The organism is Flavobacterium sp. ASV13 (assembly GCF_000745775.1).
GTDB lineage: Bacteria > Bacteroidota > Bacteroidia > Flavobacteriales > Flavobacteriaceae > Flavobacterium.
On sequence record NZ_JQJY01000004.1, the window covers coordinates 603564 to 628768 of the forward strand.

A 25205-nucleotide genomic window follows, 5' to 3' on the forward strand; every position below is an offset into this window, starting at 1 on the left:
TTGTTACAATTTGTTATTTTTCTACAATTAATTTGCAGTTACTCAAAAGTGTAATAACTTTGCCCAAAATGATTTAAAAATGCAAGCAAAAGATTTACTGCAGTTAGCAGACCAATTTGGAAGTCCATTATATGTTTATGATGCCGAAAAAATCCAATCTCAGTACAACAGGTTAACTAAAGCTTTCTCTAAGGTAGAAAACTTGAGAGTTAATTACGCCATGAAGGCATTGTCAAACGTTGCGATTCTTCAGTTATTAAAGAACATGGGGTCTGGTTTAGATACTGTATCAATTCAGGAAGTTCAGTTAGGGCTTCATGCTGGCTATGAACCCGAAAGAATTTTCTTTACACCAAACGGAGTTTCTCTTGAAGAAATCGAAGAAGTTGCCGCAATGGGTGTACAAATCAATATCGACAATTTATCTATTTTAGAGCAATTCGGAACAAAACATCCACATATTCCGGTATGTATTCGTATCAATCCACACGTAATGGCGGGCGGAAACGCTAACATTTCTGTTGGACATATCGATAGTAAATTCGGAATTTCTGTTCACCAGATTCCGCATATCTTGCGAATTGTGGAGAACACAAAAATGAGCATTGTCGGCATTCACATGCACACAGGATCTGATATCTTAGATATCGAAGTATTCTTGTATGCTGCTGAAATCTTATTTGATACTGCTAAACATTTCAAAGACTTACAATTCTTAGATTTCGGAAGCGGATTCAAAGTACCTTACAAAAAAGACGATATCGAAACAGACATCGAAGAATTAGGTAAAAAATTATCAAAAAGATTCAACGCTTTCTGTACAGAATACGGAAGAGATTTAACTTTGATTTTTGAACCAGGAAAATTCTTGGTGAGCGAAGCAGGTCATTTCTTAGTAAAAGTAAACGTAGTAAAACAAACAACATCAACAGTTTTCGCTGGAGTTGACAGTGGTTTCAACCACTTAATTCGTCCAATGTTGTACGGATCTTCACACCATATCGAAAACATCTCAAACCCAAAAGGAAAAGAGCGTTTTTACTCAGTTGTAGGATACATTTGCGAAACAGATACTTTTGCAAACAACCGCAGAATTCAAGAAATTACTGAAGGTGACATTTTATCTTTCAGAAATGCTGGAGCATATTGTTTCTCCATGTCTTCGAATTACAATTCAAGATACAAACCAGCCGAAGTTTTATGGATGAACGGTCAAGGAATCTTAATTCGCCAAGCTGAAACTTTTGAAGATTTACTTAAAAATCAAATTCCGTTGCCACAAGAAATTGCTGCAACAGTTTAAAATAAAAAAAAAGAGAATATCTATTTAATCCCGTTTCTTAATTGAGGCGGGATTTTTTTGATTATAAAAAACATTTTCCTCAACAAATTTTTGAAAGTATTTTTTTTATCAAAAATTTTGTAAGACAAAAATATTACTTTAGCTATAGCAAAAGAATTTAACCTATATGAAAATAAACTTCAAGATTTTTATATTGATGAGCATCTAATAGAAAAGTTAATTATAAAATAAAAAATAAATGATAGAATTTCTAAAACCCAGTAATAGAGAAATTAGAAAAAGTATAAAAGATGTTGACGATAGCTACAATAATGATTGGGATATATTAGCAGAATTATGTCAAAATTCTGTTGATGCAATACGAAAAAAAAAAGCCAGAAAAAGGAATTATCAAAATTGATATTAACTCATTATCTAAATCAATAAAAATTGAAGATAATGGTAGTGGTATAGATCCTGAAATGCTACCTATTTTATTAGCTCCGTTTTCCACAAATAAAGAAAATGACGAAGATAGTATTGGTGAAAAAGGTGTTGGATTAACTTTTGTTTTATTTTCATGTAACGATTTCAAAATAACTAGTGGAAATCAGAAAGGAACACTTGTCGGATGTATAAAAGATGCCAATAATTAGAAAAACAGCGTTTCTACTGACCCTATACATTTAATAACGGAATCTCCAGTTGAAAAAATACACGGAACAATCATTCAATTAAATGAAATTAGGGATTCTCCAATTTTTAATTTATCATTTGAGCAATTAAAATATGTCCTAAGAACAAAGACAGCACTAGGAAATACTAATTCAATTTGGAACGAAAAGGAGCCAGAAATTGAAATTATCATAAAACATAAAGATCAAAATGGAAAAGAGATGGAAGAAATACTTCCTAACAAATTTTGGCTAGTTTATGAAAAATTAGATGAAAATTCAAAAATAGATTTAGATGAGTTTATCAAATTTGCTGAAGATGCAGATAGAACAGATTATGATAAAAGAAGAAAACTTAAAGATAAAATCATATATAAAAAAGGAAATTTTTCTCATAACGGAAGAATTATCAATTACATTACCTGTTTTGTACCTAAAAGAAAAGTTTGGAATGATTTATCAATAAACAATAATTTATGTGAAGAGGAAGATTTGAATAAAGATGAATGGCTTGATGAATTTCATTATGCAAAATTTTCTCAAGGAATATTTACATCTGTAAAAGGAATGCCAACAGGAATCTCCCTTGAACATCCAAATACAGGATATGCAGGATATTGGTCAAATATTTTCATATTATTTGAAGACAGGCATCTAAAATTTGATATCGGAAGAAAATCAATTCATGGTATGACAAGTAAAATTTACAAACATTACTCTCGTGAAATTTTCAATAATTATTTGAATTACATAACCAAATATGTGTCTGGCGAGATAACTTTAAATAGCGAATGGGATAAAGAAGAAATTTTTGCAGACATTGAAAAGTTGATTAATCTTAATAGTACAAAGAGTAAATTTATTAAAACACCAAAGGATCAAGAAGCAAGTGTTTCAGCAATTTTTTATGAATGTATCGGAAATGGATTAATTAAAGACATTGAACCATACGTTTCTGGGTATAGAAATAAATATGATTTATATGCAAAATGGGGAAATAAAAAAATTGTATTTGAAATTAAATCTAAGTTAAAAAATATATTGAAAGATTTTAATGATGAACAAAAACTTTTTGACGAGATAGATTGTGTAGTATGTTGGAATGTTTCTGAAGAAGATGATCAAGCTATGAGTAATAGAGGAATTAATTTAGAACAAATTACTACTTCAAGTTTATCTGAAAACAATAAGATCATTCCAAACTCAACACATATTTTAATTTTATCTGGATTTGTAAAACCAATTTACGTCATAGATCTAAAAAAAGTTTTAGAATAATTACAACTGAAATTATCCTTTAGACTTTAACGTCCCGCTCGTGAACAAAAACTGAGAAAATAAAGAACACAAATACTTTATAGCCACGATCGAGACGCTCGCTCTAGCATAAAAAGAACACAAAGTTTTTTATAAATTGCCTCCAGTTTTAACTGGAGGAATATGTAAAGATTAAAAAAGGCTTTAGCCAAATTACCTACAATTTGGCTAAAGCCTTAAACTCTTTTATCATTTTCTCATCCTGCTAAAGCTGGGACGCAATTAAATTTTCTTCCTCCCCTCAATATTCGGCAAGAACCCAGTAATAATCCCAATCAAAGGCAGAAACGCACAAATTTTAAAAACATATTCTATACTTGTTGCATCGGCTATTTTTCCTAGAACTGCTGAACCTAAACCTCCCATTCCGAAGGCAAATCCGAAGAAAAGACCGGCTACTAAACCCACTTTTCCTGGCAATAATTCGGTTGCGTAAACCAGAATTGCAGAGAAAGCAGAAGAAAGAATCAATCCGATGATTACAGATAAAGTTCCGACCCAAAATAAATCTACATAAGGCAACATCAGTGTAAATGGCGCAACTCCAAGAATTGAAACCCAGATTACATATTTTCTTCCAATTCGGTCACCAATTGGTCCTCCAATCAAAGTTCCCGCTGCGACAGCTCCAGAAAACAAAAACAAATAAACTTGTGATTGCTGAATCGAAATATGGAATTTATCAATTAAAAAGAACGTATAATAACTCGTAATACTGCTCATATAAAAGTATTTAGAAAAAATCAAAACCAATAAGATGATCAACGAAGCAATAACTCTGTTTTTAGATAAATGATGGGTTTCGATTTTATGTGCGGCTTTATTGGCATTTCTTTCAGATAAATGTTCCGTGTACCAAAGCGCGATTTTGTACAAAGCAAAAATTCCGACTAAAGCGATAATACAAAACCATGCGACATAACTTTGCCCGTGCGGAATGATAATAAAAGCAGCTAATAAAGGTCCGATTGCACTTCCGGCATTTCCTCCCAATTGAAAAATAGATTGCGCCAATCCTTTTTTTCCGCCCGAAGCCAAATGTGCAACTCTCGAAGATTCTGGATGAAAAATCGAAGACCCAATTCCGATTAAACTTACTGATAACAATAGAAAAGTAAAACTTGAAGCAATCGAAACCAGAAACAATCCGGTCATAGTGAAACACATTCCAATAATAAGCGAATAGGGTTTTGAATTCTTATCGGTATACATTCCCACAAACGGCTGTAAAATTGAAGCGACGATTTGATAGGTAAAAGTGATAATTCCGATTTGAGTAAAACTCAGTCCGAAATTTTCTTTAATAAGCGGATAAATTGACGGAACTACAGCTTGTAAAAGGTCATTAATTAAATGTGAAAAGCTGATTATAAAAAGTATTGAATACGTTGTTTTTTTAATTACTTCTGGTTGTACTTTAACGGTTTCCATGAGTTGTTTTTAGGTTAATCTTCATTTTAAAAATAACAGCTGTATTATTTTTTTACAAAATTGAAATAATTTACAATGTCAAAATTGCTATATTTGGACAATGAATAATCAGATTCGGACATATCGAATGGCACAGGATTATGGATACCAAGTTGATCCATCGATACCTGTTATAGGTTATACCGAAACGGTAAACAATGAAATGTGTATTTCGCATTCGCATCCCAGAGCGCAACTTATTTATGCTACGCGCGGTGTAATGCATGTTGTGGTTGGTAATCATATTTGGGTGGTGAACCCGTTGCAGGGATTGTGGCTTCCGAGCGGTGTTGAACATCAGGTTACTTTTCAGAAAGACGTTAATTATTACAGCGTTTTTATCGATCCATCTGCAACTAAGGGATTGCCAACAAACAGTTTTTCTTTTGATATCCCGATGTTTTTGAAACAGCTGGTTTTCAAAATTATTTCTTTTGGAACAAACGGAAATCTAACCGATTCGCAATTAAGAATCATTGCTGTTTTTCTGGACGAACTTGCACAGATTGTACCAAGTGCCACTTTTTTACCAACCACAAATAATGAAAGACTGCAAAAAGTTGTCGAACTTTTAATGAGTGACGTCGCGAGTAAAAACACCATTGATCATTATGCTGAACTTTCGTTTATGAGTAGCCGAACTTTATCGCGTTTATTCATAAAAGAATTGGGAATGAATTTCAGCGATTGGCGGACTCGCCTAAAATTACTTGAAGCTATAAAAAGATTGGGCGAAAAACAATCCATAAAAGAAATCGCGCTAGATTTAGGTTATGAAACAGCCAGCGCTTTCATTTTTATGTTCAAAAAGCATTTAGGAAAAACGCCTTCTAATTATATTTTAGAAGATGAAAATGATTCGGATAAAATATCGGCTTAAAGCATACATATTTAAAACAACTTTGCTAAAAATAACCGCTCACTCACATAACTTTAAAATAGGAATAAAAACAAATTAAAAAATGGATATAATAGGCAACAGATTAATGGCTAGCACAATTGAAGAAGTCATAGAAAATCCGCAAAAACAAACCATAACTTTTAATTTAATGTTTCCGTATGATTTTGGAAATAACTTGTTTGAAGAAAGATATTTGAAGTTTAATAAAGTTGTTTTTTATCAGGTCGAAGAAATAATCATCCCTTTAGGTCGAATTCCACAAATATGGAATATAAATGATCTGGGGCAATTCTCCAGAGTAGTAGAAACTCCGCCAGATAACATTAAAGTAGAATTTATAAGACAGAAATTTGAAATTAATACAAATGTTGGAAAAAGAATTATTGAATTTTCTGATTATGAGTTTGAAGATAAAAAATAATATTTTTATCTATATCAAATTAAAGTTTAATTCTTTAAAAAACTATTTTAGCTTACCAAATCAAAACCCCAAAACTATGAAAATTACGATTTCTCTGTCAGCTTTATTTCTATTGCTTTCAACCAATTTATTCAGCCAAACTATTGCGGATTTAAAGTTAAAACCAAAAGAAATTCCAAAAGCTTATACTTTTAACGACGGCAATATTTGTATTACGCCTCAAGCCTGCACTTTTTACAACGACATTGAAACCTACAGCAATATTGTTGGAACAGTAAAAAGCAAAGCGATTCAGAATTTTAGAAGCAAAGGCGATCGTGGCTCTATTATGTATTTTGAATTTGATCACGTTTTCAAGGGCGATCGATTTCTGCAAGGATTACTTTGGGGAAAAGACGGTCAGCCAACAGACGAACATCCTGAAGAATATCTTGTAAAAGGAAAATTTCTAATCATTTGGAGTTTCCGCCCGGATAGTCTTTTAAAGGAAAAATCAGAAGAAAAAATAGAAAAACTGTTGCCGTAAAACATCGAAAAACATTTAAAGAGTAAATTAACTTCATTTAGAATTCATCTTTTCGAATTACTTTTGCAAGTGCAAAACTTCATCTTAAATAATAAAAAATGAAACCACAAATACGAATTCTTTCTTATTCAATACTTTTCTTTTTATATCTAATTTCTACACCGATTATTTTAAAGATTGGCGAAAAATTAAAAACTGATCCTTTTGTAACTTTAGGATTCGGTTATGCGGTCTTCAATATTATTTATGCTTTTATAGCTTTAAAATGGAAACCTTTATTGAATGTAATCTACGCTGTGGCGATTGCATCATTGGCGTTATTCCTGGCTTTGAAGTTTACAAATTTGCATTTGCTTTTCAAATACGATCCGTATCAGGTTAAAACGGCTATACTTGCTAATGCTGTTTTTGCTATTATTTTTTGGGAAATTGTTTATCAGGTGAAAATTAGAATGAGAAAATAATTTTTTTCAATTCGCTCTAGCTTCACTTTTTTATATTTTTTAAAATCCACTTTCCACGAAAAAAGTAAATAATGAAACTAAAATCGTTCTTAATATTGCTAATCCTGTTTCAATTTTCATGCAAAGACAAAAAGGAAAAGCAAGTTGAAACATGGAATAAACGAGTTCAGGAATTCAAAATTCAAACAAAAAAAAGTAGTGTTTTTGATTTTCAAAAGTTTATAATCTCAAAAGGGAAAATTGGAGAAATAAAAATAGGAATGCTTATTAGTGATGCTGAAAAATTCTTAAACCAATTGACTAAAACAAAAGCTGAAGCTTACGATTTTGGTTTTGACGGAGGCGGATTTACCTATATTTATTCTTTAAAAAACCAACCTGTTATAGCATTAATTCCGAAAAGAGATTCGGATGAAATTTTAGCAATCGCTGCTTTAAGCAAAAACCTAAAAATGAACAACGGTTTGCATCCAGAATCTACTATTGCTGAAATACAACAAAAATATCCGGATATTAAAGTTAATCAAGATATAATGATGGATTGGGAATTTATACAAGATCAAAAAAACAATCTGCAATTTATTTTTATGACCAATGAAAATAACCAAATTGGAGAATACTCTGAACTCGAAATACCTTCAGAACCAAAAAGAATCGATATAAAAACGGATTGGATTGAAATCAGATAAAAATCTGCCCATTTAAAATACATACTGCAATTCAGAGCACAAATCTACCTTGGCAACAGAATTTTATAAACGTAATTTCTTAAATTAGCTTATAAACATTTGTAACGAAAATTTTATTTGGCTATGAAAAATACTTCAGAAATTGCAAATCGGTTCAGAGAGATTATTTTAAATGGAACCTGGGTTGCCAACACTAATTATAAAGATCAACTCGAAAATCTGGATTGGAAAATTGCCGTTGCTCCGCTTCAAAACTTAAATACCATTGCAATTCTAGCGCAGCATATTCATTACTACATTAGCGGAATAAATCAGGTTTTTAAAGGCGGAACTTTGGATATAAAAGACAAATTCAGTTTTGACTTTCCTCCTATTCAATCTCAACAGGAATGGGAAATCTTTCTAAATAAATTTTGGGATGCAGCTGAAGAATTTGCTTCTTTGGTGGAAGAAATGCCTGATGAAAAACTAGACGAAGGTTTTGTTGATGTAAAATACGGCACTTACAGAAAAAATATTGATTGTATGATTGAGCACAGTTATTATCATCTAGGACAAATTGTTTTGATTAAAAAGCTATTATCAAACTAAAAAAATAAAGACTTAACTTTTAATTTTCTTTCAAATCAACAGAAAACCTTAATTTTAAAATTCAACTTTAAAACTTTAGTTATGAGAAAAATATTTTTAGCATTTGTATTTTTAATCGGATTATCTGCAACGGCTCAAACTTCTAAAGAATTAATTGGAAAATGGCAATTAGTAAAATGGACGAAAAACGGTAAAGAAAAAGATATTCAAAAACGCTTTAAAACAGATCAGGTTTTTCAGATTTTTAGAGAAAATGGCGATTTCGAAAGTGTAATTGGCGATGAATCTCATAAAGCAAAATGGAAATTATCAAGCGACAATTCTCAGTTGACGATCGTTTCTGTTATTTTGCCGGTTGTTTTTAAGATTAATTCTTTTGACAGCGAAAAACGCAGTATCTCAAATCCTGAAGTGGGTACTTTTGAGTATAAAAAAGTAAGTGACTAAATCACGATTGTTTTCTTAATTACTCGAAAAAAAACAAAACTTCTCATCTAGCCCCGATGGAAGCGACATCCTTTTGTGGTGGGGTTCACCACAAAAGATATAGCGGACAGCGGGACTAAACATTCTTATGAAAACCTTGTTTTCTGCTCCTTAAAAAATCTAAAAAAAGGCATAGTTGTTGAAAGTTAAAAAGATATATTTACACCTTCAAAAAATACAACATGCAAAAAATTACTTTTCTATTTTCTATATTATTTTTAGCCTTTTCTTCGTGCGGTGTAAAAACAACCCAAGCTCTGATAAGCGACGGTAATTACGACGGCGCAATTGACCGTGCGGTTGAAGCTTTAAGAACGAATAAAGATTCAAAAGGAAAACAGGATTATGTGTATCTGCTCGAAGAGGCTTTTGCTAAAGCGAAAGATAGAGACTTGCGTAATCTTGAAATGCTCAACAAAGAAAATAATCCCGCAAATACTGAACGCATCTACAATACTTATATACAACTAAATAACCGTCAGGAAAAAATCAGACCTATTTTGCCTTTGAAATTATTAAAGCAGGGAAGAAACGCTCTTTTTCCGTTTGACAATTATTCGAATGAAATTGTAAACAGCAAAAACGCACTTTCAAAATATCTGTATGAGAACGCTTCTGCTCTTTTGAAATCAAATAACAAAATGGATTTCAGAAAAGCTTACGATGATTTTGCCTATTTGGAAAGTTTAAATCCGAATTACAAAAATGCAAAAAAACTGATGGACGATGCTCAGTTTAAAGGAACTGATTTTGTAGATGTTTATGCCAAAAATGAAACCAATATGGTAATCCCAAAAATGCTTCAGGACGATTTATTGGATTTTAAAACTTATGGATTAAACGACAAATGGACGGTTTATCATAGTGCCAGACAAAAAAATGTAAAATACGATTACAGCCTGATTATTAATTTTAGAGATATTTATATTTCGCCTGAACAAATCAAAGAAAAGAAATTTACTAAAGAAAGACAGGTAAAAGATGGCGTAAAAACACTTTTGGACAGCCGAGGAAAACCTGTAAAAGACAGTCTCGGAAAGGAAGTTAAAGTAGATAATTTTAAAATTCTTCGCGCAACTGTCTACGAATTTAGACAATTCAAATCGTGCCAGGTCACTGCAAAAGTTGACTACGTCGATTTGAAATCGAATCAGCTGGTTCAAACATTTCCAATTAGCAGTGAATTTGTTTTTGAGAATATATATTCGACTTATAAAGGCGATAAAAATGCATGCGATGACAATTATCTTGGAAACTTCAATAAACGTGCGGTTTTGTTTCCGAATAACGAACAAATGGTTTATGACACGGGCGAAGACTTGAAAGCCAAACTAAAAGACATCATTATAAAGAATAAATTTAGACGGTAATTATATAACACGATTATAAAGAAAAAGGCGCATTTTTAATGCGTCTTTTTTTGTTTAAGTTCTTTTCTTTAAAAAAAATATGCTTTTTTGAATTGCGCAACCAAAAAGTTGCGTATATTTGCAACTTATTAGTTGCGTAATTCTATTTTAAAAATGAAACGAGATATTTTTCAGGCAATTGCCGATCCGACGCGAAGAGCAATTTTAGTTTTGATTTCTTCAACTGCATTAACGCCAAATGCAATTGCAGAACAATTTAAAACTACGAGACAAGCAGTTTCTAAACACATTAAAGTTTTAAACGAATGTGATTTATTGGAAGAAAAAAAACTGGGCAGAGAAATTTATTATCAGCTCAAAATTGACAAAATGAAAGAAGTTGATCAATGGATGGAACAATTCAAGAAAATCTGGGAAAGTCGTTTCAGTCAATTGGATCAAGTATTATTAAATTTAAAATCTAAAGAAAATGAAATCTGATCTTACAATGAATTTTTCCATAGATAAGGAAAATATAGCCGTAATTATAAAACGCGAATTCAATGCGTCATTGTCAAACGTTTGGGCAGCCTGGACAGAGGTTGAGATATTAGATCAATGGTGGGCGCCGGCTCCCTTCAAATCCAAAACAAAAAGCATGGAATTCAAGGAAGGCGGACGCAGATTATACGCCATGGTTGGGCCAGATGGTCAGGAACGTTGGAGTTTTTTTGATTATTCTTCCATTTCTCCAAAAACAAATTTCAAACATTCTTCTACTTTTTGCGATGCTGATGCAAATCCGGTTCCAAATATGGGAAGTTCATATTGGGATGTTACGTTTTCTGAAGAAGGCGATTTGACTGTTGTTGATATTGTAATAAAACGAGATAGTCTGGCCGAATTAGAAAAAGTCGTAGAAATGGGATTCAAAGAAGGATTTACAAGCACGCTTAAAATCTTGGACAAAATTCTTGAAGCAGGCAAATAAAAATGCTTTGAACAAAATCAAATACTAATACATTTAAAATCAATATTATGAAATCAAATCTTTTAATGAATTTTACTGTAGATAAAGAAACGAGTACCGTAAATGTAAAACGTGAATTTAATGCATCATTGTCAGCTGTTTGGTCGGCGTGGACGGAAGCCGAAATTCTGGATCAATGGTGGGCGCCGGCTCCGTGGAAGGCACGAACTAAAAGCATGGAATTTAAAGAAGGCGGACGCCGACTGTATGCAATGGTTGGTCCTGAAGGCGAAGAACATTGGGCAATTGCCGATTTTACTTCAATCAGCCCGAAGACAAATTTTAAATATTTAGATGCTTTCAGTGACAGCGAAGGAAATTTAAACAAAGAATTCCCTCGTTCTGACTGGGATGTCAATTTTTCTGAGCAAGGCGGTTCGACTTTTGTTGATATTGCCATCAAACACGAAAAACTTTCTGATTTGGAAATGATTATTCAGATGGGTTTCAAAGAAGGCTTTACAATTGCAATGGAAGGATTGGATGCCATTTTTGCTGAGAAAGCAAAATAAATCTATTCAATTTATAAAAAGACGAAAGTTCAAAAAATAAAAATTGTAACTTTCGTCTTTTTATAAATCATTTTTACTTCTATAATGAACAAGTTTTTTACTCTCACTTTTTTATTTCTTTCCACAACAATAATTTTTAGTCAAAACAATAAATCTAAAACTACAGAAACCAACAAACCTTTTGTTTTAGGTGTTATTGACGAAATTCAATCAAAAGAATTAGGAGAAAAAAGAATCTTAAACATTTATCTTCCTGAAGGCTACAATCCAAGCGCAGATAAAAAATATCCTGTTATCTACTTATTAGACGGTTCTGCCAATGAAGACTTTATTCATATTTCTGGATTAGTTCAATTTAATAGTTTCGAATGGATCAATCAGGTTCCAAAATCAATTGTAGTGGGTATTGCAACTGTTGACAGACGTAGAGATTTTACATTTCCGACTACTTTAGAAAATGATAAAACTCGTTTTCCAACAGCAGGACATTCTGATAAATTTATTGCTTTTATCGAAAAAGAATTACAGCCTTTTATTGATAAAAAATACAAGACAACTGAATCAAAAATGATTATTGGCCAATCTCTGGGCGGACTATTGGAAACGGAAATCTTACTTAAAAAACCTTCTCTTTTTAATAAATACGTTATCGTTAGTCCGAGTTTATGGTGGGATAATGCTTCTTTGCTAAATTCAGATTCTGAAATATTGAAAGAGAACTTTAATCAAAAAACTGAAATTTATATCGCAGTAGGCAAAGAAGGTCTAACTCCAACCGCCATTCCGCGTGTCATGGAGGTGGATGCTAATTTATTGGCCGAAAAAATAAAGTTTTCGAAAAATAAAAACATCAAAATATATTTTGATTATTTCCCTGAAGAAAATCACGGAACGATCTTGCATCCCGCGGTTGCAAATTCTTTCAAATTCTTTTATCCAATAGTTAAGGAGTAAAATAGATTTAAAATTGTGAAATGTAAATCAGCATAATGATCTACATTTCACAATTTTTTATCCCAACCAACCTTCCCTATCGAGACTTCTATATTGAATTGCTTCTGCAATATGTGAAGAAATGATATTTGGAGCATTATCCAAATCTGCAATAGTTCTAGAAACTTTTAAAATTCGATCATAAGCACGTGCAGAGAGATTTAATCTTTCCATTGCTGTTTTCAGTAACTCTTTTGAAGGTTCGTCCAAAGCACAAAATTCACGAATAAGTTTACTGCTCATTTGAGCGTTGTAATGAACATTTTCGACCGTTTCAAATCTTTTGGTTTGAATTTCTCTAGCAGCTGTAACACGTTTACGAATTTCGACGCTGCTTTCTGCCTTTCTTTCGTCTGCCAATTTTTCGAACGGAACAGGAGTTACTTCTATATGAATATCAATTCGGTCTAAAAGCGGACCTGAAATTTTGCTCATATAACGCTGCATTTCGTGCGGTGATGAGGTATTCGGCATACTCGGATCATTAAAAAATCCACTCGGGCTTGGATTCATACTCGCCACCAACATAAACGACGACGGATAAGTGACCGTAAATTTAGCTCTGGAAATCGTTACTTCACGATCTTCCAACGGCTGACGCATCACTTCGAGAACATCGCGTTTAAATTCTGGCAATTCATCCAAAAACAAAACACCATTATGTGCCATTGAAATTTCGCCTGGTTGTGGATAACTTCCTCCTCCGACGAGAGCGACGTTTGAAATGGTATGATGCGGACTACGAAATGGTCGCTGATTCATTAAACCGACTTCTTTCAGTTTTCCGGCAACGCTGTGAATTTTAGTTGTTTCTAGTGCTTCACGCAAAGTCATTGGAGGCAATATACTCGGAACACGTTTTGCCAACATTGTTTTTCCTGCGCCGGGCGGACCAATCAAAATAATATTATGACCGCCCGCGGCCGCAATTTCCATACAACGTTTAATGCTTTCCTGGCCTCTAACATCTGAAAAATCAAATTCAGGGAAATCTAGACTTTTATAAAATTCAGCACGAGTGTCAATCACTGTTGGTTGAAGCGTATCTTTTCCGGCAAAAAAGTCTATTATTTCCTGCAAATTCGAAACACCGTAAACATCTAATCCAGCCACAATTGCTGCTTCTTTTACGTTTTGAATTGGGAGAAAAAATCCTTTATAACCTTCTTCTTTTGCTTTTATAGCAATTGGCAAAGCGCCACGAATAGGCTGCAAACTTCCGTCTAATGAAAGTTCGCCCATAATAATATATTGTTCGATTTCGGGCGCTTTTATTTGGTCGGAACCAATTAATATTCCCATTGCGAGAGGCAAATCGTATGCTGAACCTTCTTTTCTGAGGTCGGCGGGCGCCATATTGATGGTTATTTTTTTGCCCGGAAGCATCAATCCGTTGTTCTTTAAAGCGGCTGCAATTCGATAACTGCTTTCTTTTATCGCATTATCCGGAAGCCCAACTAAATGATAACCAATTCCTTTATCCATATGGACTTCCATCGTAATCGTGGTTGCCTCTACTCCAAAAACGGCACTTCCGTAAACTTTTACTAACATAATTATTCTTTCATTAATTGTTTTTAAAACTAATGAAAAAATAATTATTGTAAATATTTTATTACAAATAAATTTAAATTAAAACGGCAATTTGATTTGCGTTTTAATCTCCTCCACAATTCTGCTCAAATCCAAGCAATTCTGATGCGACCAAAACTCGCTTTCAATTTGATTATTTCGAATACAATTATTGCACTCGATAATTTCATGCGAATATCCTTTTCCTAAAACTGGCAAACTGATAACAGCTTCTTTTTCTTCGCCTATAAATAAAGAATATCCATCTGCAACAAACCAAGGTGAATTCAATTCGATTCTTCCTTTACTTCCAGCGATAACCGCTTTCATATCGGAATCGGAAACTATGGAAGCGTGTAAAATCGATTGTGCTTTTTCATATTGCAAAATCATAGAAGTCTGCAGATCAATATCATTTTTATGTTTTATAGCTTTTGCCACTATTTCCTTCGGATTTCCTAATAGTATATAAGACAGAAATAAGGGATAAACGCCAATATCAAACAATGCACCTCCGCCCAGTTTTTTATCAAAAAGTCTAAGATTTTCGGTTTCGCTTCCGCGGAAAGCAAAATCAGCATTTATGTATTTTACTTCACCAATTTTTCCGTTTTCAATTTTCTGCAAAACTTCTTTTACTGACGGAATAAATCGCGTCCAGAAAGCTTCCATAAAAAACTTATTATTCTTTTTTGAAGCTTCAATCATTCGAGTGGCATCGGAATATGAAAGTGCCAAAGGTTTTTCGCATAAAACGTGTTTACCACTTTCTAAAGCTCTAATCGATAATTCAGCGTGCGAATCGTGTGGCGTGGCTATGTAAATAATTTCGACTTCTTTATCAGTAAAAATCGTCTCATACGAATCGTAAGCTTTTGCACAATTGTATTTTTGAGCAAAATCTTTTGCTTTTTCTAAATCTCTCGAAGCAACCGCCGTCAATTCAGCATCTTCTAACAACATTAAATCAGTCGCAAATTGATTGGCTATATTTCCTAAACCAATTATTCCCCATTTTATTTTTTGTGAATTTTTCATAAATGTCCTATATACACTATCCATCAACGATTTACCTGAATTTTCATCTAAAATAGAGAAAAAACATTTTGGAAAATTAAAACTTATCTAACATATTTTCATATTTTTAGCAACAAATTAGCAAATACTATATGAAAAAAGCCCTACTACTACTCTTTTTGAGCGTTTTTTTAACAAAAACGTATGCTCAAGACTACTTCCCTGTTAATGAAAGTGTGCACAACAAAAGTAAAAATTACACTGTTTTTACGAATGCCACTATTTATGTAAGTCCAACTCAAAAAATTGAAAAAGGAACGTTGCTTATCCAGGACGGAAAAGTAGTTTCTGTTGGAACTAATATTGCAATTCCAAAAAACAGCATCACAATTGATCTGACAGGAAAAACAATTTACCCATCATTTATTGATATTTATACCAGTTTTGGAATCGAAAAACCAAAAGGAAACATGACTCCAGGACGCAGCCGTAATCCTCTTTACGATACAAAAAGAACTGGTTTTTACTGGAACGAAAGTGTAAGACCTGAAGTAAACGGTTATGAAACTTTTAAATATGATCAGCCAAAAGCTGATGAGTTTTTGAAAGCTGGTTTTGGTGTTGTTGGAACTCACGTACCTGACGGAATTGCTCAGGGATCTGGAGCTCTTGTTGCTTTGAACAACGAAAACAACTCTAAACAAATTATTTCAAACAAATTAACAAATCACTTTGCTTTTACAAAAAGCGCCTTGACAAATCAGCAATATCCAAGTTCTTTAATGGGAATGATGGCATTGCTTCGCCAAATGTATCTGGACTTAGATTGGTACAAAAAAGGAAATTCTGAAACTAAAGATTTATCGTTAGAAGCATTAGCAAACAATGAAAAACTGGTTCAGATTTTTGCAACAGAAGACAAATTAAACAGTTTAAGAGCTTCAAAAATTGCAAAAGAATTTGGTTTAAACTACGTTTTAAAAGGAAGCGGAAATGAATTCGAAAGAATTGAAGAAATTAAAGGAACAAATGCAAAATTTATTATTCCGATTAGTTTCCCAGATGCATACGATGTTTCGAATCCGTATTTATCAAACCAAATTGAATTGGCTGATATGCGTTTCTGGAATCAGGCGCCAACGAACTTAAAAGTTCTTTCGGATAACGGAATTGTTTTCGCCTTGACGACTGACAAATTAAAGAAAATTGAAGATTTTAAACCGAATTTATTAAAAGCGATAAAATACGGTTTTGACAAAACAAAAGCTTTAGAAGCGTTAACTACTATTCCTGCAGCTATTTTAGGAAAAAGCGACGAAGTAGGAAGTTTGAAAACTGGAAGTTATGCAAACTTCATTATTACTTCTGGAGAAGTTTTTGACGAGAAAACGGTTTTATATGAAAACTGGGTTCAAGGAAGCAAATTTGTTGTGAATGATATCAATGCAAAAGATATTCGCGGAAATTACGACTTGACTGTTGGAAAAGATACTTATAAATGGAAAATTGACGGAACTGCTGATGCTCAAAAATCAGAAATCACAACTGTTGATGCTAAAAAAGTAAAAAGCACTTTTTCTATCGCAAAAAATTGGGTTTCTCTTGTAATCAAACCTGCTGATACTATTAAATCTAATTTTGCTCGTTTAACAGGATTTGTTGAAAAAGCAGATGCTTTATCTGGAAAAGCGGTTTTATCAAATGGAGACGAATTGGTTTGGAATGCAGTAAAAACGAGTCCGTTTGTTGCGGTTAAAGATACTTTAAAACCAGAAAAACCAAATCATGTAATGCCAGTAACGTATCCAAACGTTGCTTTTGGTGATACTAAAAAACAAACTGCTCAAACTTTATTATTCAAAAACGCTACAGTTTGGACGAATGAAAAAGAAGGAATTTTGACAGAAGCTGACGTTTTAATCAAAAACGGAAAAATTGCTGCTGTAGGTAAAAATCTTTCTGACGCATCGGCAACTGTAATTGATGCTAAAGGAAAACACATTACAAGCGGTATTATTGACGAGCATTCGCACATCGCGATTTCTAAAGGTGTAAATGAAAGCGGACACAACTCAACTGCTGAGGTTACAATTCAGGATGTTGTGAATTCTGAAGACATTAATATTTATAGAGATCTTGCCGGAGGTGTTACAATTTCACAATTATTACACGGTTCTGCAAACCCAATTGGTGGTCGTTCTGCAATTGTAAAATGGAAATGGGGTTCTGCTGCAGATGAAATGTTATACAAAAACCAACCAAAATTCATCAAATTTGCTTTAGGTGAAAACGTAAAACAAGCGAACTGGGGAATTGATAATCCAACTCGTTTCCCGCAAACAAGAATGGGTGTTGAACAAGTTTTTACAGATTATTTCCAATTAGCGAAAGAATATGATGAAAACTGGAAAAAATTCAATGCTGGAAATAAAAAAGGAAAAGCTCCAAGAGTAGATTTAGAATTACAGACTCTTGCTGAAATTTTAAACAAAGAGCGTTTCATTACTTGTCACTCTTATGTAGAGTCTGAAATTTTAAATTTGATGAATGTTGCTGAGAAATTCAATTTCAGAGTAAATACTTTCACGCACATTTTAGAAGGTTACAAAGTGGCTGACAAAATGAAAGAGCACGGCGTTGGAGCTTCAACATTCTCTGATTGGTGGGCTTATAAATTTGAGGTAAACGATGCCATTCCATACAACGGACCAATTATGCACAACGAAGGTGTAGTTGTTGCTTACAACTCTGATGATGCTGAAATGTCTCGAAGATTAAACCAAGAAGCTGCAAAAGCGGTAAAATACGGAAACGTATCTGAAGAAGATGCCTGGAAATTTGTCACTTTAAATCCTGCGAAATTATTACATATCGATGACAAAGTAGGAAGCTTAAAAGTTGGAAAAGATGCCGATGTTGTTTTATGGAGCGAAAATCCATTGTCTATTTATGCTAAAGCTGAAAAAACAATTATTGAAGGTGTAGTTTATTTTGATATTGAAAAAGATGCTCAAAAACAATTGGCCATCACTAAAGAAAGAAATGAATTGATTGGACAAATGCTGCAGGAAAAAAACAAAGGAAACAGCACTCAGGCGCCAACAAGAAAAGAGAAAAGAGAATATCACTGTGATACTTTAGAACAGTTATAAAAGCTTTAGAAAATTCATAATGATAAAAAGAGACAACATGATAAATAAAAACATATATAAATTGCTGTTATTATTTTGTGCTTCTGTACAAATAAATGCTCAGCAAATTCCAGCACCAAAGCAATCAAAATCGGTTTTGATTTTAAATGCTACTGCGCACTTGGGGAACGGAAAAGTGATTCAAAACAGTGCGATTGGTTTTAAAGACGGAAAAATTACTTTAGTAGCCGATGCAACAACAATCAGACTTGCCGCTGATGCTTATGACACTACTATTGATGCTTCTGGTAAACATGTGTATCCAGGATTTATTGCTGCAAATACAACGTTGGGATTAGTTGAAATTGATGCTGTAAAATCATCTGACGATCAAGAAGAAATTGGAACTTTTAACCCAAATGTCAGAAGTATTATTGCTTATAACTCTGAATCGAAAGTTGTAGAAACGGTTCGTCCAAATGGTGTTTTAGTAGCTCAGGTTACGCCTCGTGGCGGAACAATTTCTGGTACTTCATCAATTGTACAATTAGATGCATGGAGCTGGAAAGATGCCATTTTAAAAGAAAATGACGGAATTCATTTGAATTTTCCATCTAGTTTCAAAAGATCTGGATCTTGGTTTGAGCCTGGTGTTATTGAACCAAACAAAGATTATCCAAAACAAGCGGAAGAAATCAACGCTTTTTTAATCAATGCTAAAGCTTACAATCAGACAACTCCAAAAGAAAGAAACATCGTTCTGGAAGCAACAAAAGGCTTGTTTGACGGAACTCAAACTCTTTACATTCATGCTGATGAAGAAAAGCAAATTGTAGATGCAATTCAATTGGCCGCAGACAATCAAATCAAAAAGGTTGTAATCGTTGGCGGTTTTGAAGCTTACAAAGCAACTGCGCAATTATCAAAATATAATGTGGGAGTTCTTTTAAGACGTGTTCACGATATGCCAACAAGCGCTGATCAAGATGTAAACCTGCCTTATAAAATGGCAAAAATACTTACTGATAAAGGTATTGTTGTTGGTTTAGAAAACAGCGGTGATCATGAACGTATGAGTGTGAGAAATTTACCTTTCTTAGCTGGAACTTGTGCTGCTTTTGGTTTAGACAAAGAAGTTGCAGTACAGTTGATTACGCTAAATACAGCAAAATTATTAGGAGTTGATGCAACTTGCGGAACTTTGGAAACAGGCAAAGATGCTACTTTATTTATATCTGAAGGAGATGCTTTAGATATGAGAACAAATAAATTGACAACTGCTTTTATTCAGGGCAGAAACATCAATTTGGATACTTTTCAAAACAAACTGAACAGAAAATTCAAAGAAAAGTTCGGTCAGAAATAATTCGGTTTTTCTAATATAAAAAGGCATCATTTGAAATATTCATTTGATGCCTTTTTTATTTAAAACAAAACAAATTGAACAGCACATTGAATAATTTGAATAGAAAAAATCATTATTTTAAGAATAATAGTATCTTTTTTTCATCGGAAACTGCACAAATGATAACTTTTGCCCATTTCAAGATTAATAAATTGTAAAATTTAAGTCTTTTTTAAGATATACACGCAAAATTTAGGGGGTCAAATTTTAAAATTAACAAAAATTAAACAATAGACTCTATTTTTTATAGGGGTGTCGAATGATTTTATACTTTTATAAAAAATTTAAAACTAAATAACTATGCGAAAAATTATTTTAAGTGTGATCCTCATCACGATTTTGTTACTATCTATTTTTTCTATCTCATTTGTTACTGAATCAAAAACATTAGGCGCTCATGTTGTTGAATTAAAATTAGACACGGGTGATACAGCATGGATGGTTGTTGCTACAGCATTTGTATTATTAATGACTCCGGGATTAGGGTTTTTCTATGGCGGTATGGTAGGCAAGAAAAACGTAATCAGTACAATGCTTCAAAGTTTCATGGCAATGGTAATTGTTACAGTTCTTTGGGTAGTAATTGGATTCGGATTATGTTTTGGTCCATCTATAGGCGGTTTCATTGGAGATCCTTCTTCAAATATATTTTTTCAGGGCGTAAGCGCAAACACCGCTTGGGAATTAGCACCAACAATTCCTATGATTCTTTTTGCTTTATTCCAGGCAAAATTCGCAATCATTACTCCGGCATTAATTACAGGAGCTTTTGCAGAACGTGTACGTTTCTGGGCTTACTTATTATTCATGGTTTTATTTATCTTATTCGTATACGCTCCATTATGTCACATGACTTGGCATCCTGATGGATTATTCTTTGGATGGGGAGTGCTTGACTTCGCTGGTGGTACTGTAGTACACATGAGTGCTGGATGGGCTGCTTTGGCTGGAGCAATCTTCTTAGGAAAACGTAAAGTTCAAAAAGTAAACCCTGCAAGAATCACGTATGTATTATTAGGTACAGGTTTATTATGGTTCGGATGGTTTGGTTTCAACGCAGGTTCTGCAGTTGGAGCTGGAAGTCTTGCTGCTCAAGCTTTAGGAACAACTACAATCGCTGCTGCTTCTGCTGCTATGGCTTGGGTTTTCCTTGACAAAATATTAGGACACAAATTATCTGCAATGGGAGCTTGTATTGGCGCTGTAGTAGGTTTAGTTGCTATTACTCCTGCTGCTGGTTTCGTAAGCATTCCTCATGCATTAGCAATTGGTATTATCGCTGCAGTAATTAGTAATATTGTGGTTAGCAAATTCCCTAAAGGAAAAATCGACGATGCTCTTGACGTATTTGCTTGTCACGGTGTTGGTGGTATGGTAGGAATGTTATTAACTGGTGTTTTTGCTTCTAATAGCGTAAACTCTATAGTTGGAAAAAACCAAGGTTTGATTTTTGGTGATGCTACTTTATTCTTAATACAATTAAAAGCATTAGTTATTGTATCAATCTTTGCTTTTGCAGCTTCTTATGCCTTGTTCTTCATTGTAAACAAAATTACTCCTTTAAGAGTTACTGAAGAAAAAGAAGAATTAGGATTAGACATCTCTCAACACGGAGAATACTTATAATAAAAAGAATTTCCTCTTTTTGCCTTTATAAAAAATCCCTCTAAGTTTAGCTTAGAGGGATTTTTGTTTGAATTAATATCAACTTATTAGTCCTTAGTAATTAGTTCTTAGTGATTAGTCACTTTATTTAGTTTAACCATTTAACTCCATGAAATTATAAAGAAGAAAACTAAGGGCTAATTACTAATCACTAAGAACTAAAAAATCTTATTTGAAATTAGCAATTCCTTCTTTCAGCCATTGCAAATATTCTGCGGTACTTACGTAACTAATTGTTGGTTTAGAAGTATGCAGGTTATTGCCTTCTAAATCCGTGATAACATATAAAGGCTGTGTATTTGTTTTATATGTTGAAATCATAAAATCAGTCCATTTATCTCCTACTGTAATGATTTCATCTCCAGCTTTCGTAACATATTGTTCGTTTTTTGGAAGTTCTCGTTTATCATCAACGTATAACGAAATCAAAACAACATCATTTTTTAATATTGGTAAAACCGATGGATCTGACCAAACATTGTTTTCCATTTTTCTGCAGTTTACACAAGCATAACCTGTAAAATCAAGCATTATTGGCTTGTTGATTTCTTTCGCGTATGCTAAACCATCTTCGTAATCATGAAAAACCATTATTCCGTGTGGACCTAATTCTGCACCTTCTGGAAGTCCTTTTATTGTTTCTGTGCTTCCTGTTGAATTCCCTGAACCTCCAACGCCAAATGGACTTTCACTATAGGTTGGTGGTGGCGGAAAAGCACTAATTAATTTTAAAGGCGCTCCCCAAAGTCCTGGAATCATATAAATTGTAAAACTTAAAACAAGTAATCCTAATGATAATCTTCCAACCGAAATATGATGCGTTGGACTATCATGTGGCAATGTAATTTTTCCGAATAAATATAATGCAAGAGTTCCAAAAATTGCAATCCAAATCGCTAAGAAAACTTCTCTTTCTAGGAAATGCAATTGTAAAACCAAATCAGCATTTGATAAGAATTTGAATGCTAAAGCCAATTCTAAAAATCCTAAAACAACTTTTACAGTATTTAACCATCCGCCAGATTTTGGCAATGAATTCAACCATCCTGGGAACATTGCAAACAACATAAACGGAAGTGCCAATGCTGAAGAAAACCCTAACATTCCTACAATTGGTGCAATTCCTCCATTTGAAGCAGCTTCAACCAATAAAGTTCCTACAATTGGTCCTGTACATGAAAATGATACAATTGCCAATGCTAAAGCCATGAACAATATCCCAATTAAACCTCCTTTGTCTGCTTGTTGATCAGCTTTGTTTGCCCACGAATTTGGAAGCATAATTTCGAATGCTCCTAAAAATGAAACAGCAAAAACAACCAAAATCACGAAGAAAATAAGATTGAACCAAACATCTGTCGATAACGCATTTAAAGCATCAGCACCGAATATTTTAGTTACAATTAATCCTAAAATCACATAGATTGCAATGATTGATAATCCGTAAATTATAGCATTTCTAATTCCTTTTGCTCTGCTTTTACTTTGTTTGGTAAAAAAACTTACCGTCATAGGAATCATAGGAAAAACACAAGGTGTAAACAAGGCCGCAAAACCACCTAAAAAAGCCAGGAAAAAGATAGACCACAAACTTCTAGACGGTGCAGGCGCAGGCATATCTTCTTTCGAAATTGGCTCTTCTACATTAGATTTTACCACCTGAACTTTTGCTGTATCTGCTGCTTTTACAATTGTATCTACTGCAATTCCAGTTACTTTTGTTTCATCTTTTTTCGCTTCTGTTATTGCCGGAACTGCGTCCATATTGAAAGTCGACGGAATCGCAATTGAGAATTTTTTATTCGAATTGATGCAAACTTCTTTACAAACCTGAAAATCAAATTCCACATCAACCGTTTTTAAATTTGGGTTGACAATCTTGATTTCCTGCTCGATATGTGCTTTTCCTTCAAAGAAAGTTTCGTTTACGCCAAAAACGTCATTAAAAGCTGTTCTGGTTTTTCCTTCCTTTGCTTTTCCAACTAATTCGTAATTTCCTTTTTGATTTTTGAATGCAATTTCCAGCGCAAGCGGTCCGCCTTCTGGGGTAAATTGCGAGTACATATGCCAATCTTTTTCAATTGTTCCGTCAAAAATTAATACGGCATTGTTTCCGGATTTTTTTTCAATTTTTGAAGTCCATTTTACTGGTTCTAAAACCTGAGCATTACTTTTTGCAAAAGAAAAAATAAAAAACAGTAAAAATAAAAGAGATTTGCTCCAGTAGTTTTTTGGCATTATCGCTTGGCGGTATTGATTAAAGTTCATTATTGCAGTTCTATTTTTAGTATATTATTTGTGGTATTTTCAATTTTAAAACGTTCGTCTTGCCTGATTCCGACAACCCATACAATTTGGTTATCTGAACATAAAATCCATGTTTTTTCTTTTTCGATCAGAGATAATTTTTCATCTTTAAAAAGCTTGCTTACTTTTTTCGACTTTCCCTGCATTCCAAAAGGCTGAAAAACATCTCCTTCATTCCATCTACGTAAAATCAAAGGAAACTGGATTTTTTCGGCGTCCACAAAGATAGCTTTATTTGAATCTATTGTAATGTCATCTACCTGACAAAGCTTCAAATTTAAGGGAAAATTAACTTCTGTGTCTTCTTTATTAATTTCAAATTCTTCGTCATTAGGCTCATACGAAATTGGGCTCAAAATCAAGGTTTCTCTGTTTTTAAGCAATCTGAATTCTTCTGAAAGCACTTGTTTTCCAGATTGCCCTTTTACCAAATCGTAAATATCATTCCATGCCGTGAAACCAAATTCATTTAGCCATTGATATAAATACGATTTATAATTTGGTAATTTTTTCAGCTGATTTAAATCGAAATGTATATCTTCTCCTTCTTCTTTCGCAACCTGCTGATAAACCATAATTGATGCATCTTCAGTCATTTCCTGCGATTCCTGCAAATACGATTGTGTTTTCTGAAAAGCATTCAAAAAGTTTGGGTTGATTTCTTTTAAAATCGGAACTAAATCGTGGCGAATTTTATTTCGCAAATATTTATTAGATGCATTACTGCTATCCTCTCGCCATTCAATATTATTTTCTTCGGCGTAATTCAAAATTTCTTCTCTCGAAAAAGGCAAAAGCGGACGAATAATTTTATCATTTTGTTCCGGAATTCCCGTTAATCCATCTAATCCGGTTCCTCGGGTTAAATTGATAATGAAGGTTTCCAAATTATCATCAGCATGATGTGCTGTTAAAATATAATCGAAATTTTCTTCTTCCAAAAGCTCATAAAACCAGTTGTAACGAAGTTCTCTCGCCGCAACTTGTGTCGATAATTTATAATCTTCGGCAAAAGCTTTGGTATCAAATTGTGTGGTAAAAAACGGAATGTTGTTTTGCTTGCAGTAATTTTTAATAAATTCCTGATCGCCAAAACTTTCTAAACCGCGAAGCTGAAAATTACAATGCAAAACGGCAATTTCATAAGGCAGTTTTTTCAATAAATGCAGTAAAACCATACTATCTAATCCGCCACTAACTGCCAGAAAAAGCTTTTTTTCTGCTAAAAATGGGAAACGGGAAACGATATGATTTTGAAAGTTTGAAAACATTTGATAAATGTAAAGAATTAAACTTTATCTATTTTTAAATGAAATGTTAAGCGTAGTATTTTTTTTTTGCCACAGATTAAAGGGATTAAAATGATTAAAAAATCTGTGCAAATCTTTTTAATCTGTGGCAAA

The 25205-nt window shown here is 33.3% G+C and carries 22 protein-coding genes and 1 pseudogene; 18 read left to right on the top strand and 5 right to left on the bottom strand.

The genetic code is table 11. The features are described from left to right. Positions 1 to 76: 76 nt before the first annotated feature. The 3 genes and pseudogenes from lysA to GQ47_RS23700 form a co-directional block, all read left to right on the top strand. Positions 77 to 1303: pseudogene (gene lysA / locus GQ47_RS13325) on the top strand (diaminopimelate decarboxylase); the annotation flags it as partial. Positions 1304 to 1656: 353 nt separating this feature from the next. Beyond that, a complete protein-coding gene (locus tag GQ47_RS23695) occupies positions 1657 to 1938 on the top strand; it encodes an ATP-binding protein (protein WP_202965018.1) in 282 nt (93 codons plus the stop codon). 240 nt (positions 1939 to 2178) lie between these two features. Continuing rightward, on the top strand, positions 2179 to 3234 hold the full coding sequence (locus tag GQ47_RS23700) for a hypothetical protein (RefSeq protein ID WP_202965019.1): 1056 nt from the start codon (positions 2179 to 2181) through the stop codon (positions 3232 to 3234). 261 nt (positions 3235 to 3495) lie between these two features. Here GQ47_RS23700 and GQ47_RS13335 read toward each other — a convergent pair whose 3' ends face one another. Further along, a complete protein-coding gene (locus GQ47_RS13335) occupies positions 3496 to 4704 on the bottom strand; it encodes an MFS transporter (protein WP_035649191.1) in 1209 nt (402 codons plus the stop codon). Positions 4705 to 4804: 100 nt separating this feature from the next. On the opposite strand from GQ47_RS13335, the gene GQ47_RS13340 reads away from it, so the two are divergent. From GQ47_RS13340 to GQ47_RS13395, 12 genes are all read left to right on the top strand, one after another. After that, complete coding sequence (locus GQ47_RS13340; RefSeq protein ID WP_035649193.1) at positions 4805 to 5623, top strand: AraC family transcriptional regulator; 819 nt, start codon at positions 4805 to 4807, stop codon at positions 5621 to 5623. 82 nt (positions 5624 to 5705) lie between these two features. Then, positions 5706 to 6065, top strand: a complete 360-nt coding sequence (locus GQ47_RS13345; RefSeq protein ID WP_035649195.1) for a hypothetical protein — start codon at positions 5706 to 5708, stop codon at positions 6063 to 6065. 76 nt (positions 6066 to 6141) lie between these two features. Further along, complete coding sequence (locus GQ47_RS13350) at positions 6142 to 6591, top strand: hypothetical protein (RefSeq protein ID WP_035649474.1); 450 nt, start codon at positions 6142 to 6144, stop codon at positions 6589 to 6591. A gap of 98 nt (positions 6592 to 6689) precedes the next feature. Next, on the top strand, positions 6690 to 7055 hold the full coding sequence (locus GQ47_RS13355; protein WP_035649197.1) for a hypothetical protein: 366 nt from the start codon (positions 6690 to 6692) through the stop codon (positions 7053 to 7055). A 71-nt stretch (positions 7056 to 7126) separates the two neighbouring features. Continuing rightward, a complete protein-coding gene (locus GQ47_RS13360) occupies positions 7127 to 7744 on the top strand; it encodes a hypothetical protein (protein ID WP_035649199.1) in 618 nt (205 codons plus the stop codon). Positions 7745 to 7867: 123 nt separating this feature from the next. Beyond that, on the top strand, positions 7868 to 8335 hold the full coding sequence (locus GQ47_RS13365; protein WP_035649201.1) for a hypothetical protein: 468 nt from the start codon (positions 7868 to 7870) through the stop codon (positions 8333 to 8335). Between the two features lie 81 nt (positions 8336 to 8416). After that, positions 8417 to 8782: a hypothetical protein gene (locus tag GQ47_RS13370; RefSeq protein WP_035649203.1), complete on the top strand. Its 366-nt coding sequence runs from the start codon at positions 8417 to 8419 to the stop codon at positions 8780 to 8782. A gap of 221 nt (positions 8783 to 9003) precedes the next feature. Further along, a complete protein-coding gene (locus GQ47_RS13375; RefSeq protein WP_035649205.1) occupies positions 9004 to 10191 on the top strand; it encodes a hypothetical protein in 1188 nt (395 codons plus the stop codon). 153 nt (positions 10192 to 10344) lie between these two features. Beyond that, on the top strand, positions 10345 to 10671 hold the full coding sequence (locus tag GQ47_RS13380) for an ArsR/SmtB family transcription factor (RefSeq protein ID WP_035649207.1): 327 nt from the start codon (positions 10345 to 10347) through the stop codon (positions 10669 to 10671). After that, positions 10661 to 11161, top strand: coding sequence for an SRPBCC family protein (locus GQ47_RS13385; protein ID WP_035649209.1), 501 nt, complete (start codon positions 10661 to 10663; stop codon positions 11159 to 11161). The genes GQ47_RS13380 and GQ47_RS13385 overlap by 11 nt, the downstream gene beginning before the upstream one ends. 47 nt (positions 11162 to 11208) lie before the next feature. Beyond that, the gene (locus GQ47_RS13390) at positions 11209 to 11712 is read left to right on the top strand and encodes an SRPBCC family protein (protein WP_035649211.1); all 504 of its coding nucleotides are present in this window, start codon (positions 11209 to 11211) and stop codon (positions 11710 to 11712) included. 84 nt (positions 11713 to 11796) lie between these two features. After that, positions 11797 to 12666, top strand: a complete 870-nt coding sequence (locus tag GQ47_RS13395; protein WP_035649212.1) for an alpha/beta hydrolase — start codon at positions 11797 to 11799, stop codon at positions 12664 to 12666. Positions 12667 to 12723: 57 nt separating this feature from the next. On the opposite strand, the gene GQ47_RS13400 is transcribed toward GQ47_RS13395, so the two are convergent. Further along, a complete protein-coding gene (locus tag GQ47_RS13400; protein ID WP_035649214.1) occupies positions 12724 to 14259 on the bottom strand; it encodes a YifB family Mg chelatase-like AAA ATPase in 1536 nt (511 codons plus the stop codon). 78 nt (positions 14260 to 14337) lie between these two features. Continuing rightward, positions 14338 to 15315 carry a Gfo/Idh/MocA family protein gene (locus GQ47_RS13405; RefSeq protein WP_035649216.1) on the bottom strand — a complete coding sequence of 326 codons (978 nt, stop codon included), beginning with the start codon at positions 15313 to 15315 and terminating at the stop codon, positions 14338 to 14340. 131 nt (positions 15316 to 15446) lie between these two features. Here GQ47_RS13405 and GQ47_RS13410 point away from each other — a divergent pair, with 131 nt between their 5' ends. The 3 genes from GQ47_RS13410 to GQ47_RS13420 all read left to right on the top strand — a co-directional run bounded on the left by GQ47_RS13410 (position 15447) and on the right by GQ47_RS13420 (position 21456). Continuing rightward, a complete protein-coding gene (locus GQ47_RS13410; RefSeq protein ID WP_035649217.1) occupies positions 15447 to 18446 on the top strand; it encodes an amidohydrolase family protein in 3000 nt (999 codons plus the stop codon). A gap of 37 nt (positions 18447 to 18483) precedes the next feature. After that, a complete protein-coding gene (locus GQ47_RS13415) occupies positions 18484 to 19791 on the top strand; it encodes an amidohydrolase family protein (protein ID WP_035649477.1) in 1308 nt (435 codons plus the stop codon). A gap of 339 nt (positions 19792 to 20130) precedes the next feature. Further along, positions 20131 to 21456 (top strand): ammonium transporter, encoded by a 1326-nt coding sequence (locus tag GQ47_RS13420; RefSeq protein WP_035649219.1) that lies wholly within the window; start codon positions 20131 to 20133, stop codon positions 21454 to 21456. 207 nt (positions 21457 to 21663) lie between these two features. On the opposite strand, the gene GQ47_RS13425 is transcribed toward GQ47_RS13420, so the two are convergent. Together GQ47_RS13425 and tilS are read right to left on the bottom strand one after the other, a co-directional pair. After that, positions 21664 to 23763 (bottom strand): protein-disulfide reductase DsbD family protein, encoded by a 2100-nt coding sequence (locus GQ47_RS13425; RefSeq protein WP_051951525.1) that lies wholly within the window; start codon positions 23761 to 23763, stop codon positions 21664 to 21666. Next, positions 23763 to 25073 (bottom strand): tRNA lysidine(34) synthetase TilS, encoded by a 1311-nt coding sequence (tilS, locus tag GQ47_RS13430; protein ID WP_035649223.1) that lies wholly within the window; start codon positions 25071 to 25073, stop codon positions 23763 to 23765. Before tilS ends, GQ47_RS13425 begins: the two co-directional genes overlap by 1 nt. Between the last annotated feature and the right edge of the window lie 132 nt (positions 25074 to 25205).

What these genes read in the sequence shown, in the direction of transcription:
- GQ47_RS23695 (WP_202965018.1), top strand. Translation starts at nt 1,657, where the DNA reads ATGCAATACGAAAAAAAAAAGCCAGAAAAAGGAATTATCAAAATTGAT.
- GQ47_RS23700 (WP_202965019.1), top strand. Translation starts at nt 2,179, where the DNA reads ATGGAAGAAATACTTCCTAACAAATTTTGGCTAGTTTATGAAAAATTA.
- GQ47_RS13335 (WP_035649191.1), bottom strand. Translation starts at nt 4,704, where the DNA reads ATGGAAACCGTTAAAGTACAACCAGAAGTAATTAAAAAAACAACGTAT.
- GQ47_RS13340 (WP_035649193.1), top strand. Translation starts at nt 4,805, where the DNA reads ATGAATAATCAGATTCGGACATATCGAATGGCACAGGATTATGGATAC.
- GQ47_RS13345 (WP_035649195.1), top strand. Translation starts at nt 5,706, where the DNA reads ATGGATATAATAGGCAACAGATTAATGGCTAGCACAATTGAAGAAGTC.
- GQ47_RS13350 (WP_035649474.1), top strand. Translation starts at nt 6,142, where the DNA reads ATGAAAATTACGATTTCTCTGTCAGCTTTATTTCTATTGCTTTCAACC.
- GQ47_RS13355 (WP_035649197.1), top strand. Translation starts at nt 6,690, where the DNA reads ATGAAACCACAAATACGAATTCTTTCTTATTCAATACTTTTCTTTTTA.
- GQ47_RS13360 (WP_035649199.1), top strand. Translation starts at nt 7,127, where the DNA reads ATGAAACTAAAATCGTTCTTAATATTGCTAATCCTGTTTCAATTTTCA.
- GQ47_RS13365 (WP_035649201.1), top strand. Translation starts at nt 7,868, where the DNA reads ATGAAAAATACTTCAGAAATTGCAAATCGGTTCAGAGAGATTATTTTA.
- GQ47_RS13370 (WP_035649203.1), top strand. Translation starts at nt 8,417, where the DNA reads ATGAGAAAAATATTTTTAGCATTTGTATTTTTAATCGGATTATCTGCA.
- GQ47_RS13375 (WP_035649205.1), top strand. Translation starts at nt 9,004, where the DNA reads ATGCAAAAAATTACTTTTCTATTTTCTATATTATTTTTAGCCTTTTCT.
- GQ47_RS13380 (WP_035649207.1), top strand. Translation starts at nt 10,345, where the DNA reads ATGAAACGAGATATTTTTCAGGCAATTGCCGATCCGACGCGAAGAGCA.
- GQ47_RS13385 (WP_035649209.1), top strand. Translation starts at nt 10,661, where the DNA reads ATGAAATCTGATCTTACAATGAATTTTTCCATAGATAAGGAAAATATA.
- GQ47_RS13390 (WP_035649211.1), top strand. Translation starts at nt 11,209, where the DNA reads ATGAAATCAAATCTTTTAATGAATTTTACTGTAGATAAAGAAACGAGT.
- GQ47_RS13395 (WP_035649212.1), top strand. Translation starts at nt 11,797, where the DNA reads ATGAACAAGTTTTTTACTCTCACTTTTTTATTTCTTTCCACAACAATA.
- GQ47_RS13400 (WP_035649214.1), bottom strand. Translation starts at nt 14,259, where the DNA reads ATGTTAGTAAAAGTTTACGGAAGTGCCGTTTTTGGAGTAGAGGCAACC.
- GQ47_RS13405 (WP_035649216.1), bottom strand. Translation starts at nt 15,315, where the DNA reads ATGAAAAATTCACAAAAAATAAAATGGGGAATAATTGGTTTAGGAAAT.
- GQ47_RS13410 (WP_035649217.1), top strand. Translation starts at nt 15,447, where the DNA reads ATGAAAAAAGCCCTACTACTACTCTTTTTGAGCGTTTTTTTAACAAAA.
- GQ47_RS13415 (WP_035649477.1), top strand. Translation starts at nt 18,484, where the DNA reads ATGATAAATAAAAACATATATAAATTGCTGTTATTATTTTGTGCTTCT.
- GQ47_RS13420 (WP_035649219.1), top strand. Translation starts at nt 20,131, where the DNA reads ATGCGAAAAATTATTTTAAGTGTGATCCTCATCACGATTTTGTTACTA.
- GQ47_RS13425 (WP_051951525.1), bottom strand. Translation starts at nt 23,763, where the DNA reads ATGAACTTTAATCAATACCGCCAAGCGATAATGCCAAAAAACTACTGG.
- tilS (WP_035649223.1), bottom strand. Translation starts at nt 25,073, where the DNA reads ATGTTTTCAAACTTTCAAAATCATATCGTTTCCCGTTTCCCATTTTTA.